Below are 13487 nucleotides of genomic sequence, written 5' to 3' on the forward strand. Positions count from 1 at the left end.
ATTGTTAGTCTCCGGAATGAATAAAACGGGGCAGGCTAACTGCCCCAAGGTGTGCTGGTTATACCTTAGAGACAAGCTCTGGAAGGATATCGTGAAGATCGCCCACTAGACCGTAGTCTGCGATGTTGAAGATTGGTGCCTCTTCATCTTTGTTGATTGCAACAATCGTTGCTGAATCTTTCATACCCGCAAGGTGCTGAATCGCACCCGAGATGCCAACAGCGATGTAGAGTTTAGGTGCTACCATTTTACCGGTTTGACCTACCTGCATATCGTTAGGAACAAAGCCGCTATCGACTGCTGCACGTGATGCACCCACGGCAGCACCTAGCTTATCTGCAAGCTCAAACACCTTAGCGAAGTCCTCTTTAGAGCCCACGCCACGGCCACCTGAAACGACAATGTCAGCTGACTCTAGCTCTGGACGATCTGATTCACTGACCTCTGCACCAACAAAACGCACTTTTGCCGCAGGAACCGTTGCTGAAGCCGCTTCAATCGCAGCCGAACCGCCTGTTTCAGCCGCAGCAAAAGCGGTGCCACGAACCGTCATCACTTTTAGTGCATCACTGCTCTTAACAGTAGCGATCGCATTACCTGCGTAGATAGGACGCTTGAAGGTTTCTGCATCGATCACTTCAATCACTTCAGATAGCTGGTTAACACCGCAAAGCGCCGCAACGCGTGGTGCCAAATCTTTACCAAAAGTGCTCGCACCTAAAATGATGTGTGTGTAATCACCCGCTAGCTGTTTAGCGATAGGTGCTACGAATTCAGCAAGCGTGTGCTCAAGCGCTGCATCTTCAAAGGTAAGGACGCGATCCACACCCGCAACTGAAGCCGCCTGAGTAACCGCTGCCGATACAGAAGAACCAACCACTAGCACATCAACAGGAGCGCCTAGTTTAGTTGCAGCTGTCACTGCAGAAAGAGTTGCACCTTTAAGTGACTGACCGTCGTGTTCAGCAATAATCAACGTTTTCATCATCAACTCTCCCTTAGATAACCTGTGCTTCGTTACGTAGTTTGTCGAGCAGCGCATCAACAGAATCCACTTTGATACCGCCACTACGCTCTGCTGGTGTCTCAACCGAGATCAACTGCACGCTGTTCGTGAGTTCAACGCCAAGATCTGCAAGCGTTTTAACATCTAGAGGCTTACGCTTTGCCTGCATGATTTTTGGCAGTGCCGCGAAGCGTGGCTCGTTTAGACGTAGGTCAGTCGTAATAACCGCTGGGAGATCCATCTCAACAGTGACAAGACCACCATCCACTTCACGTGTTACCTGTGCTTTACCGTCAGCGATTTTCACTTCAGATGCGAAGGTTGCCTGAGGCACATCTAGAAGTGCTGCAAGCATCTGACCAGTCTGGTTGTTGTCAGAGTCGATCGCCTGTTTACCTAGAAGAAGAATCTCAGCGTTCTCAGACTCGTTCACTTTTGCAAGGATACGCGCAACGTCTAGCGAGTTAAGCTTGCCTTCCGCTTCAACCTGGATACCACGGTCAGCACCTAGCGCCATTGCGTAACGCATCTGCTCTTGGCAAGACTTGTCGCCGATCGATACAACAACGATCTCAGAAACAACGCCCGCTTCTTTAAGACGCACAGCCTCTTCAACTGCAATCTCACAGAATGGGTTGATCGACATTTTAGTATTTGCCAAATCTACATCGCTGTTATCCGCTTTAACGCGAACCTTAACGTTGTAGTCAATAACGCGTTTTACTGCGACTAATGCTTTCATGTTAACTCCTCAAAACATGGCCACTAAGGCCACTCTACATAAACTCTATTACAGCGCGTTTGCTTGATCGCGCAGTACGAACTTCTGAATCTTACCGGTCGACGTTTTTGGTAGCGGACCGAAAACAACATTCTTAGGTACTTTGAAACGTGCTAGGTGCTCACGACAGAACTCGATCACATCCGCTTCACTTACCTCTGGCGCACCCTCTTTTAGAGTGACGAATGCACACGGTGTTTCGCCCCACTTCTCGTCATTCTTCGCTACAACTGCAGCCTCTTGAATGTGAGGGTGAGAATAAAGAACACCTTCAACTTCGATACTAGAGATGTTCTCACCACCCGAGATGATGACATCTTTCGAACGGTCTTTAATCTGCACGTAGCCATCTGCATGCCATACCGCCAAATCACCCGATGCGAACCAGCCGCCTTTGAATGACTTCTCAGTAGTTGATGGGTTCTTCAGATAGCCCTTCATGACAAGGTTACCTCGCATGAAGATCTCACCCATGGTCTCACCATCTTTAGGCACAAGTTCCATGGTCTCTGGATCCATAACCACCATGCCTTCCATCATTGGCGAACGCACACCTTGGCGAGCTTTAAGCACAGATTTTTCTGCAGGTGATTTTTCATTCCACTCATCTTTCCATGCACAAACAGCACATGGACCATAGGTCTCAGTTAGACCGTAGACATGAGTTACCTCAAAACCAATTGCTTCCATACCAGCGATAACTGGAGCTGGAGGAGCAGCACCCGCGGTCATTACTTTAACTTTGTGGTTGATGCCCGCTTTCATCTCAGCAGGAGATGAGTTCAGCATATTAAGAACGATTGGCGCACCACAGAAGTAGCCAACCTCTTCTTCTTTGATTAGTTCAAAAATCTTATCGGCACGGACATGACGCAAGCTCACACTGACGCCCGCTTGTGCGGCAATGGTCCAAGGGAAACACCAGCCGTTACAGTGGAACATTGGTAGAGTCCAAAGGTACGATGCGTGAATTTCCATACCCCAAGATAACGCATTGCTTGCAGCATTCAGGTAAGCACCACGGTGGTGGTAAACAACCCCTTTCGGATCACCTGTAGTTCCTGAAGTGTAGTTTAATGAGATCGCATTCCACTCATCAGTAACGCGCGGGAAATCGTATTCCGGATCACCACCAGCGATAAACGCTTCGTAGTCCATCTCACCGATCATCACACCGCCATCATAGCTAGCATCATCAATACCAATCACAAGCGGTTTGTTGTCTAGCATGCCTAGTGCAGCCGTAGCCAATTCACCAAACTCTTTATCGACTAGGAATACTTTTGCTTCAGCGTGCTGAAGGATAAACGCAACAGCTGCCGCATCCAGACGCGTGTTAATCGAGTTAAGAACAGCTCCAGCCATCGGCACACCGAAGTGCGATTCAAAATGCTCTGGAAGGTTAGATGCAATGATTGATACGGCCTCACCCTTTTTAACACCCGCTTTATTGAGGGCGCTCGCTAACTGCTTACAACGTGTGAGAGTCTCTAACCAAGTACGACGAACAGCGCCATTCACTGTTGCAGTTCGATCAGGGTAGATGAACGCAGAACGCTCAAGGAAGCTGATAGGTGTTAATGCTGCATAGTTTGCAGAGCATTGATCAAGGTTGGTCTCAAAGGGTGAGTTGTGCATCTGATTATCCCTCATTTATTTTATGCGAGTTTTATCACTCGTTTATTCTGTTTATCGTCACAGCTTAAACCGCTTTGAGCAGCTTAAACAGCGTTAATTCCCTAAATTTAGTAGGTATAAAAACCTTTTCCGCTTTTCTTACCTAGCTCTCCCTCAACCACTTTTTCTCGCAAAAGAGGCGCAGGTAGATATCGAGCATCTTTAAGCTCAACAAACATCAAATCCAAAATACTTAGACAGGTGTCCAAACCAATCATATCAGCGAGAGCTAGCGGCCCAATTGGGAAGCCTGCCCCAAGTGTCATGATTTGATCGACCTGTTCTGGTGTTGCAGTACCCTCTTCGACAACACGAATCGCTTCATTAATGGTCGGAAGTAAAATTCGGTTGAGCACAAATGCAGGGCGGTCTTTAACAACAACCGCTGTTTTACCTAATTTCTCAGCGAGTTCGAGCACAGTCGATCGAGTATTTTCTGAGGTGTGCTTAGTCACTATCACTTCAATCAACGCCATCAAAGGCACCGGATTCATAAAGTGCACACCCAACATACGCTCTGGATTATCTACTAAAGCTGCCAATCGACCGATTGAAATTGAGGAGGTATTACTCGCCAGAATAGCTGAAGATTTACAAACTCCATTGAGCGCTTGGAAAATCTTACGCTTGGTCATCTCATCTTCAGTAGCAGCCTCAACCACCAGGTCGCAGTTAGCTAAAGCATCCATTGAAACAGATGTAGCAATGAAAGGTAGTGGATTACACTCTACTGGAAGCTTATTGCGCTCTTTAAGCTTAGCAACACTCATTTCGGTGCGACTGAGAGCTAACTCTAACTGATCCGCGGAGATATCAACCAATACAACCTGGATACCCGCACACGCCAAAACCTGAGCAATTCCTTGCCCCATCTGTCCTGCGCCGACAACACCAACCTGCTGAATCATCACTCTAACCTTTAACTTTTTGCATGGTTTAAATTATCGGGCATAAGTGGCAAGGACTAAATGATAAGGCGAGACTATTTATTGATATTTTCGGACGTGAAATTGCGCTATATTGTGACACTAATACCTAAGTAGAAGCCAATAGATAGATTTTCGGTCAGCGCTATGCAGCATTTTGATAACAATAGCATCTCCTCTCATTTTGCGCTGGGAACACTTAAATCCGCAGCACGGATGGGAGTCGATATTGGCTCACTACTTAAAGACTCAAATCTGGACGGACGACTCCTCGGCAACCAAAAGTTTCGCTTAACGCCCGCGCAGTTCGGTTCATTAGCTCGACTCTCATGGGAGCGAGGGGACGATGAGTTCATGGCCTGTGCCGAACGTCCTGCTCGGTATGGGACGTTTAGTCTCTTCGCGAGGGAGGCGGTGCGCGCAGAAAACCTGTTAGAGGTTTATAAGCACTTATGTCGCTTCTACCGTTTAGTGAATGAATCACTCTCACTTACACTTAGTGTCGACAACTCCAAAGCGACGCTCGAGATGTCACTTTCCAAACCTGAGTTGGATCCAGACTACCTTCTTAGAGACTTCCTACTTCTACTCTGGCACCGCTTTCCGAGCTGGCTGATTGGCCGCAGGATTCACCTATTTGAAGCGCAAATGACAGGCCCTAAACCGCCACATGCAGACGAGTATCGGCTTATCTTCCCCTGCCCAGTCTCATATGAATCATCCGCTAACCGACTCATCTTTGAGGTAGAGGCGTTAAAAGCACCGATCGTTCAAAATCTGGAGACCCTTCGTGATCATCTCCGCAGCGCACCGCTGCAATGGTTCACTCGACAAGAGTATCTGCCGGTATTCACCCGTCGCGTAAGAGATATCATGGGTCACATGGAGTTTGTCGAGATAGATATGGAAAGTGTCGCCCATCAACTCAATATGACTGTTAGAACGCTACGAAGAAAACTTGATGATGAGGGTACTGGATTTCAAGATATTAAAGACGAGCTCAGACGAGACAGTGCTCTGCATCTGCTAAACCAATCCTCTCTTTCAATTCAACGGATATCGCAACAGCTTGGTTTTTCTGAAACTGCCGCATTTACGCGCTCTTTTAAAAAGTGGACTGGTCAAACTCCTAGAGCGTTTCGAACAGGGCAGTTTTAAAAAACTATTTTTGGACCACTGTTTTATCAAGTACCAAATAGATACCTACAGCCATCACAAGTAAGCCAATTATTCGCTTCAGAGTTAAGGCATATTGCTGCGCACCGAAGAGACCAAAATGGTCGATAGTACTCATTGCAATTAACTGTCCCAAAAGAGCAAACGCTATCGCATTAGATACACCAAAGCGCGGCACGATCCAGGTCACACTAATAACGTAAAAAGCGACACAGAACCCCCCTAGATAAAAATAGATGGGGAGATCCTCAGCGACGAATTTTTTAGGAAAACCTTCGGTTGCAAGTAAGTAGACCGACACCGATGTAAAAGCTAACGCCAAAGCCATCGCAGTTGCCAAGGAGGAGCTCATCAAACGTCCGCCAAGACCACCATTTAGGGTAGCCATCGTCGGAATTCCAATACCGGCAAGTAGCATTACTAGCGCATACACAAGAGGATTGTTCATAGATATGTTTCCAACAACTCAGCTTGTTCAAATAGGGGTCAGGATTCCCAGTCGACATCAGCAGTCAACATGTATCCTGCACCGTATACCGTCTTAATGATTTTAGGATCTTTAACGTTCTCTTCGACTTTTTTGCGCAATCTGGACATACGCGAATCGATACTTCGATCATAAGGAATAATCTGATCACCTAGAAGCTGATCACGCGTTAAGATCTTTTTGGGCGCTTTCAAAAACGAAACGAGCATGTTGGCCTCGGCTGTGCTTAAAATCGTCTCCTCACCCGTTTGCGAGGTGAGGGTTAACGAATCTAAATCAAAACTCCAGCCTGAAAAGCGAGCTATACGCACTGCATTAACCACATCGTCACGATGGATTCGACGCAATAGACTCTTGACCCTTGCGACCAACTCACGCGGCTCAAATGGCTTAGTAAGATAATCATCTGCACCCAGCTCTAGCCCAAGTACACGATCGGGAAGACTGCCTCTGCCCGACAGAATTAGCACCCCAACATTGAACTGATTCACCATCTCTCCGACAAGTGTCAGACCGTCCATATCTGGCAGACCTAAATCGACAACACAGAGCTCTGGCCGCTGCTGCTTTAGCCCTTTAAGAATTGCAGCTCCAGTATTAAAGGTCGCTACCTGATAACCGAACCTCTCTAGTTCTGTTTGAATCAGATCACAAATATCTGACTCATCATCGACCACGTAGATCAGATTCTTTTCCATATCTCGTTATCCTCTTGCCACCGTCCGATTAAGGGCAGTCACAATCTGTTCTCGTGTAAATGGCTTAAGTAAAATTTCGTAGCAGGCAGCTGTTGAATGTTCGACTGCATACTCAGCATTACCCGTCATCAACAAAATACGTTCAACACCTCTATTACCACATAGATGATTAGCTAGCTCAATGCCATTGAAACGCCCGGGAAGGTCAATGTCACTGATTAGTGTGCGTATATCTGGAATAGCATCTACAAGTAACAGCGCTTCATCAGTGTCTGAAGCCTCCACCACGCTTAAGCCTATTGATGTCAATTGATCACGTACTACCTGGCGCACATCAAGATCATCCTCCACCAACAACAAAAGTCCATCCATCAGAGTTGGAGCTAATTTTTCGGCATCGGCAGAGAGTTGATGTACCGCCGAGTCCTTTTGCTTCGCTTTAGGCAAAAGAATAGAAATCGTGGAACCAATATCTGAATTATTCAGGATTCTAATGTAACCATTTGACTGCTTTGCAAAGCCATAGACCATACTTAGACCAAGTCCTGACCCACGCCCTTTTTTGGTAGTGAAAAATGGTTCAAATGCTCTCTGAATCGCGTCACGACTAAATCCAGTACCGGAATCTTTTACTTCAATTAGAACATATTCCCCTGGAACAACGGCCTCATCAAAACCTCTGGGGGAAGCGCTGGCACTATTAACCACGCGAATCTCAATTTGGCCACCGTCGGGCATACTATCGCGCGCATTTAGTGCTAGGTTAATCAGTGCGTTTTCAAACTGAGCCAAATCCACTTCAATTAAAGCGTCAGATTTGCCAGTAACATTGAAATTTATCGATGCTGGTAGAGAGCTTTTTATAAGCTCTGACACTCCATTAATTGCAGATGCGGCCCCCACAAGAACAAGTTCTTGAGACTGTGCGCGAGCAAAGGTCATCAAGCGACGAATAATGTCTGCGCCACGATAGGCCGCTCTCAGTGCAGGCGATAAATTACCCTCAATACTCTGCGACTCATTATGATCTTTAGCTGCTAAAAGGTTCCCGATAATGACTGTCAGCAAGTTATTGAAGTCATGGGTCAACCCCCCCGCCAACTGGCCAGCCGCTGTCATACGCGAGGCTTCAAGCATTCGTCGCTCTGAGTTTTTCTCGTCTGTAATATCCAGAGAAAGATTGAAAATACCAACGACGTTTCCAGCAGTATCGAACTCAGGAATGAATCGACGACGTGTTATCAACTCACCTTTTGGCCCCTCTGATACATACTCAAAAACAACATCCTCACCAGAGAGGCATCGATTAATGTGAGAGGCAATTTCGACCTGCATGGAACCAGGGATAACATCGCTTAATTTGCGCCCAATGATGCCCTCTTTGTTCAAACCATAAAACGCTGCATATTCTCGGTTAACAAAAAGGAAACGTAGATCGCTAGTTAAGTAAGCAACCTGAGCAGGGAGCGCGTCCAGAATAAGTGTTTGCCGCTCCTCTAATTGTTCGACCATGTTGGATTTGCGCACAACCTCTTGGCCAAGAGCATCCACACTATGCCCGATACGTGCGACCATACTGTCAAAAGTAGAGGCAAGAATACCGAGTTCATCATCACTCTGAATACCTGATCGAACTCTAAAATCACCATCTTTGACACGCTGGGCAGCGGATGCGAGGCGACGAAGGGGCGAAAGAATTCGGTCAATAGCAAAAGAGCCAACAATGACGGCTATAAGAATACTGATAAGCGCGATCATGAGTATTCGCTGACTTAGAGTGAAAGCGCTACTTTGCAATTCATCCACATAAACAGAAGAACAGATATACCAGTCGAGGCCTTCTAATTTGCGAACAAGCGAGATCTTTTCATGCACATAATTACCCGGGTCAGCCGGCGAGTCCCAGGCATATAAAAGCTCTTCTCCAGTGTCCGCAACTGACTTCAGGTCGAATATAATCGACCGCCCCGTGGTGGGGTTTTTTAGGTTAGTGGCATTCGTCTTATCGATATTTGAGTTAGGGTGCGCAACCAAATAACCCGACGAATCAAAAATAAACATGTAGCCGGTTCTGGCAATTTTGATCTCCATGAGAGCCGCACGTAGCTCATTGACCAGCTGCTCACGTCGCTCAACGACTTGCCGCTCAATATCAACCATAAAAACACCGGTACCAATGCTGACACCAAGATCTGGAAAAAAACGGATGAAGGATAGTTTTTCGGATGAGGTATCACTTCCTACTGACTGCCAGGGATAGCTAATAAATGCTTCCCCTTTCTCGGTTACTTCACGGTGTATTTTCGCGAGTATAGCGAGCTGCCCATCAGAACTATCGGAAATTGGCTTACCAATTAACTCTGGGTTTGGGTGTGATAGGAGCACACCATTGCGATCGGCTATCCAGATATAACCCTCTTCGTCATATCGAAGCTGTTCGAACAGTTTAATAATCGCTCTTGGATCGCCTCCTGCTACAACAGAGCGACTTAACTGGGCACCCACCAGATCAACGATGGTACGCAAAGAGGCCTTACGTGATTCAAGTGCCTGTAGCCTATAAGTATCGACACTCGAGAACATCTTGTCCGCCAGCTGATAGACATTATCCAGCGCCAAACGAGCAGAGTTACGCTCAATCTTGTACACCTCCGCACGAATAAGAGGCACAGAGTAGCTGTAGATACCAATAAAGGTCATTCCAAGCATCGCTAAGATGAGCAGTATGGAGCGATTTCGAATCTTATTCTTTTTCATGAAATCAAATATTCATCACCAAAAAAGCTAGGGAACCTGCGAACAATTCCATGGTTCCCTAGTCTATTCGTTATGGGAGCTAATTTCTGCATCAGTCACATTTCGGTGGAATTTAGTCAGAACTGCGCAAACCTTAAGATATTTAATAGAGACTCACTAAATCCCATTAAACCTTGTCCCAGCAACAAATTTTAAAGATAGAGCAAACACCGATGAAAACAACAAAAATACTGGCGCCAACGGAAAGTGCTTACCAATACCCCCTTCTAATCAAGAGTCTACTTCTTTCAGGCGTCAGATATGAGCCTAACCAGGAGATCGTTTACGGCGATAAGGTTAGATACAACTACGTTGAACTTAATAAACGTATTGCTCGCCTCGCGAACCTGCTTACGAAAGCTGGCATAGGTGCGGGCGATACTGTTGCTGTAATGGACTGGGATAGCCACCGCTACTTAGAAGCGTACTTTGCTGTACCAATGATTGGTGCAATCTTGCACCATGTAAATATTCGTTTAAGCCCGGATCAAATTGCTTACACGATGAACCATGCAGAAGATGACATGGTCTTAGTACATGATGATTTTGTAGAACTCTTTGAAGATATTGCCTCCCAGGTACCCTCTGTGAAAACGGTGGTTCAATTGACAGATAAAGAGAGTGCAAAATCTACAAAGCTTGCGACACTTGGTGAATATGAAGCGTTACTTGCAGAATCCTCTGAACAGTATGATTTCCCTGATTTCGATGAAAATTCTGTAGCGACAACCTTCTACACAACCGGCACAACTGGAAACCCTAAAGGGGTCTTTTTCTCACACCGACAACTGGTACTTCACACACTTAATGCTGCTGTCACTATGGGGGCATACGACGCACTTCCACTGCTTCGCTCTGATGACGTCTACATGCCAATGACGCCTATGTTCCACGTTCACGCATGGGGCATCCCATATGTAGCAACCATGAAAGGTATTAAGCAGGTATATCCGGGTCGTTATGAGCCAAACAAACTGGTCCGCCTATATCGCGAAGAGGGTGTAACTTTCTCGCACGGTGTTCCGGCTGTGCTCCAGATGATCCTTGAGTCTGAAGAGGCCAAAACAACCGATCTATCGCGTTGGAAATTAATGACCGGAGGAAGTGCACCGACACTCGGCCTTGCAAATGCTATGGCTGCTAAAGGAATTAAATTCCATACCGGATACGGCATGTCCGAAACCTGTCCTCTACTGACCATAACCTACCTGCACACCGATACACGTGAGTTGTCTATCGAAAACCAGATGAGCACACGAATCAAAACAGGCGTTCCAATGGGTCTCGTTGACCTGCGAATCGTAGACCCTAATGGCAACGATGTTCCGCACGATGGAGAAGCGATGGGCGAAGTGGTGGTGCGTGCACCATGGTTAACACAGGGGTATGTAAAAGAGCCTGAACGAAGCGAAGAGCTGTGGAGCAACGGCTGGCTTCATACGGGAGATGTTGGCTCAATTGATGGCCGCGGCTTCTTACAGATCAAAGACCGTATCAAGGATGTCATCAAAACTGGTGGTGAATGGATCTCGTCACTCGAGCTAGAAAATCTCATTAGCCAACACCCAGCTGTCAACGAAGTTGCAGTAGTAGGTATTCCAGACGAAAAGTGGGATGAACGCCCGCTAGCGCTTATAGTTACTGCTTCTGATGCAACCCTTGAACCAACGGAGATCCAACAACATCTAATGCAATTTGTTGAAAGCGGCAGAATCAATAAATGGGCTATTCCTCAACAGGTTAAGATTGTTGAGTCGATTCCAAAAACCAGTGTCGGTAAAATCGATAAAAAAGTCATTCGTGCAAGCGTCTAACTACGGAAAACTAGATCGATATGAATTCAGTGCAACCAATACCTGAAGACAACTTACTGGGTATACCCACAGAGGTCGCAGAAGGCATCTACCAAATTCGGTTGCCGCTACCCTTTGCACTGGATCATATCAACGTTTACCTAGTCGAAGATTCCGATGGGTGGATCCTTGTTGATACAGGTATTAAAAGCGAAAAGTCACAAAAAATTCTAGAAAACATCCTAGAAAAACTGCCTGAATCGAGACCTTTAAAGGCTGTACTAGCCACTCATGCTCATGTAGATCATATCGGCGTTGCTGGATGGATCTGTGATAAATGGAATGTACCCCTTTGGGTAAGCAAACCCGAATACGATGGAATAAAGCAATTTTTAGCGATGAATCCCGCTGAAGATGCCGCACTCTCAAGCAATCTGAATGAGTTTTACCATCAAGGGGGTATTCCAGAGTCTGAATACGAGCTCATCATTAGAGGATTATTGGGCTTTCAAAGAGCCTTCTATCCACTACCAAGCACATACGTCGCACTTGAACCAGGCACACTCACTATTAAAAACGAGACCTGGGACATTTTTGTAAATGATGGCCACACTGTAGCCCACGTATCACTGTTCAATCGAGATAGAAATATTCTGATCGCAGGCGACCAAGTACTGGCAAGAATAAGCTCTAATGTAAGCGTTCGATTTGGTGATGCTGACGCCAATCCGTTAAAAACTTGGATCGATGGGTTACTTCAGCTTAAATCACTGCCATCTGAGACACTGGTGTTACCTTCACATGAAAAATCGATGACTAATCTTTCAGCTCGAATCGATGAGTTAGTTGAGGGTTATCTTGAAAACGCACACAAAATCACTCGTTTTTGCAAAACACCTAGTACAGCTGAAGAGCTATTAAGAGCACTGTTTCCTCGCGATCTTTCACCGTTCGAACACCACCTTGCATTCGGGGAAACGAGGTCCTATATCAACTATCAAATTGCACAACAGAAAATTGAAGTAGTTGGTGATGAGAGTGACATTCCTCTCTACATTGCTGTTTAACTTTTCGCTCTAAACGTATGCGGCGAAACTCCAGTCCAGTTCTTGAATGCACGAGAGAAAGAGGGAGCATCAGAAAAACCTAACTCAATAGAGATGTTATGGATTGAGAGCTTTTTCTGACCAAGTAATGTAATTGCCTGATCCAATCTGACACGATCTTTAATGGATTGAAAACTGCCCTTTTCATCCGCAAGTTTGCGTCTTAATGTGCGGGAAGTTATGTAGAGCTCATTCGCTAGATGCTCTATCGAGGCATTAGCAAAACCCACCCTAACCAAATAGTCATAGGTTTTCTTAGTGAAGGTCTGCTGATACGCCTGTTTTGTGAACCAGGCGTAAGGTAAGCGCCTTATATATTGATCCAAACTGCCTTCATCTTGAACGATAGGAAGTGACATTTGACTGCGTTTAAAGACCAAAGCATTTGCGGATTTATTAAAGATGACAGGGGATGGGTACATGAGTTGATATTCTGAAAAATGCATAGGTTCCGAAAATGCAAATTCAACAGAATTAAGGTTTATTGTTTTCCCGACTAACCAACTACCAAATCGATGCCAAACCATCAGATAAAATTCATCCAGCGTATAGCCTGAGTAGTGTGTATTCGCATCAGTTTTAAGTGTTAAACGCACCCACTCCTCATCCTCCTCTAGCCCCAATTTCATAGCACTACCCGTAAGCGCATAAAAATCACTTAAATAACGGAAGAAAGAGCCAAGATCAGGCAAGCAGACAGCATGCTTTGCCATCAACATAAACATGCCAAACCTAGCGTTTTTATTAGCCATCCCCATGAATTCATCATCCATAGAACGCCAAATCGACAAAATGAAACGCGAAAATTGCGTTGGCGTAACACGTGATAAACGACTGGTTAGAAGACGGGGATTTATACCCGCTTTACTAAGCATCAATTGAACATCAACACTCTGATCATCTATAGCACTTATCAATTCATGAACGAAGTGAATGGAGATAGTTTGCTGGACAGATTTCATGTTCTTTCTATTAAGTTGTAAGCGAGGAGTGATTCTATCTAAGCATGTCCGTTTTTGCTAATTATCGATCTGTTTTTGC

At 45.8% G+C, this 13487-nt stretch carries 11 protein-coding genes; 3 read left to right on the plus strand and 8 right to left on the minus strand.

The features are described from left to right. Positions 1–58: 58 nt before the first annotated feature. From XMG59_RS04925 to XMG59_RS04940, 4 genes are all read right to left on the minus strand, one after another. On the minus strand, positions 59–985 hold the full coding sequence (locus XMG59_RS04925) for an electron transfer flavoprotein subunit alpha/FixB family protein (RefSeq protein WP_173498314.1): 927 nt from the start codon (positions 983–985) through the stop codon (positions 59–61). A 13-nt stretch (positions 986–998) separates the two neighbouring features. Then, positions 999–1748 carry an electron transfer flavoprotein subunit beta/FixA family protein gene (locus XMG59_RS04930; RefSeq protein WP_173494624.1) on the minus strand — a complete coding sequence of 250 codons (750 nt, stop codon included), beginning with the start codon at positions 1746–1748 and terminating at the stop codon, positions 999–1001. A gap of 48 nt (positions 1749–1796) precedes the next feature. Then, on the minus strand, positions 1797–3425 hold the full coding sequence (locus XMG59_RS04935; protein WP_217362097.1) for an acyl-CoA synthetase: 1629 nt from the start codon (positions 3423–3425) through the stop codon (positions 1797–1799). A gap of 107 nt (positions 3426–3532) precedes the next feature. After that, a complete protein-coding gene (locus XMG59_RS04940; protein ID WP_217362098.1) occupies positions 3533–4372 on the minus strand; it encodes a 3-hydroxyacyl-CoA dehydrogenase family protein in 840 nt (279 codons plus the stop codon). A 165-nt stretch (positions 4373–4537) separates the two neighbouring features. Here XMG59_RS04940 and XMG59_RS04945 point away from each other — a divergent pair, with 165 nt between their 5' ends. After that, positions 4538–5548, plus strand: coding sequence for an AraC family transcriptional regulator (locus XMG59_RS04945; RefSeq protein ID WP_173482583.1), 1011 nt, complete (start codon positions 4538–4540; stop codon positions 5546–5548). Positions 5549–5552: 4 nt separating this feature from the next. Here XMG59_RS04945 and XMG59_RS04950 read toward each other — a convergent pair whose 3' ends face one another. From XMG59_RS04950 to XMG59_RS04960, 3 genes are read right to left on the minus strand one after another with little or no spacing between them, the layout of a single operon-like run. Next, positions 5553–6014, minus strand: a complete 462-nt coding sequence (locus XMG59_RS04950; RefSeq protein WP_173482584.1) for a DMT family transporter — start codon at positions 6012–6014, stop codon at positions 5553–5555. A 38-nt stretch (positions 6015–6052) separates the two neighbouring features. Then, on the minus strand, positions 6053–6751 hold the full coding sequence (locus tag XMG59_RS04955) for a response regulator transcription factor (RefSeq protein WP_173482585.1): 699 nt from the start codon (positions 6749–6751) through the stop codon (positions 6053–6055). A gap of 6 nt (positions 6752–6757) precedes the next feature. Further along, positions 6758–9508, minus strand: a complete 2751-nt coding sequence (locus tag XMG59_RS04960; protein ID WP_173498315.1) for a cache domain-containing protein — start codon at positions 9506–9508, stop codon at positions 6758–6760. Between the two features lie 212 nt (positions 9509–9720). Here XMG59_RS04960 and XMG59_RS04965 point away from each other — a divergent pair, with 212 nt between their 5' ends. Continuing rightward, positions 9721–11361, plus strand: a complete 1641-nt coding sequence (locus XMG59_RS04965; protein WP_173498316.1) for a fatty acid--CoA ligase — start codon at positions 9721–9723, stop codon at positions 11359–11361. 20 nt (positions 11362–11381) lie between these two features. Then, complete coding sequence (locus XMG59_RS04970) at positions 11382–12407, plus strand: MBL fold metallo-hydrolase (RefSeq protein WP_173482588.1); 1026 nt, start codon at positions 11382–11384, stop codon at positions 12405–12407. Here XMG59_RS04970 and XMG59_RS04975 read toward each other — a convergent pair. Continuing rightward, positions 12404–13408, minus strand: a complete 1005-nt coding sequence (locus XMG59_RS04975) for an AraC family transcriptional regulator (RefSeq protein ID WP_173482589.1) — start codon at positions 13406–13408, stop codon at positions 12404–12406. The genes XMG59_RS04970 and XMG59_RS04975 overlap by 4 nt on opposite strands. Positions 13409–13487 lie beyond the last annotated feature (79 nt).

Origin of the sequence: Marinobacterium sp. xm-g-59 (assembly GCF_013283315.1) — a bacterium.
In the GTDB taxonomy this organism is placed as follows: Bacteria; Pseudomonadota; Gammaproteobacteria; order Pseudomonadales; family Balneatricaceae; genus Marinobacterium_E.

Coding starts and splice junctions, on each gene's coding strand:
- XMG59_RS04930 (WP_173494624.1), bottom strand. CDS start 1,748: ATGAAAGCATTAGTCGCAGTAAAACGCGTTATTGACTACAACGTTAAG.
- XMG59_RS04960 (WP_173498315.1), bottom strand. CDS start 9,508: ATGAAAAAGAATAAGATTCGAAATCGCTCCATACTGCTCATCTTAGCG.
- XMG59_RS04955 (WP_173482585.1), bottom strand. CDS start 6,751: ATGGAAAAGAATCTGATCTACGTGGTCGATGATGAGTCAGATATTTGT.
- XMG59_RS04965 (WP_173498316.1), top strand. CDS start 9,721: ATGAAAACAACAAAAATACTGGCGCCAACGGAAAGTGCTTACCAATAC.
- XMG59_RS04935 (WP_217362097.1), bottom strand. CDS start 3,425: ATGCACAACTCACCCTTTGAGACCAACCTTGATCAATGCTCTGCAAAC.
- XMG59_RS04950 (WP_173482584.1), bottom strand. CDS start 6,014: ATGAACAATCCTCTTGTGTATGCGCTAGTAATGCTACTTGCCGGTATT.
- XMG59_RS04940 (WP_217362098.1), bottom strand. CDS start 4,372: ATGATTCAGCAGGTTGGTGTTGTCGGCGCAGGACAGATGGGGCAAGGA.
- XMG59_RS04925 (WP_173498314.1), bottom strand. CDS start 985: ATGAAAACGTTGATTATTGCTGAACACGACGGTCAGTCACTTAAAGGT.
- XMG59_RS04970 (WP_173482588.1), top strand. CDS start 11,382: ATGAATTCAGTGCAACCAATACCTGAAGACAACTTACTGGGTATACCC.
- XMG59_RS04945 (WP_173482583.1), top strand. CDS start 4,538: ATGCAGCATTTTGATAACAATAGCATCTCCTCTCATTTTGCGCTGGGA.
- XMG59_RS04975 (WP_173482589.1), bottom strand. CDS start 13,408: ATGAAATCTGTCCAGCAAACTATCTCCATTCACTTCGTTCATGAATTG.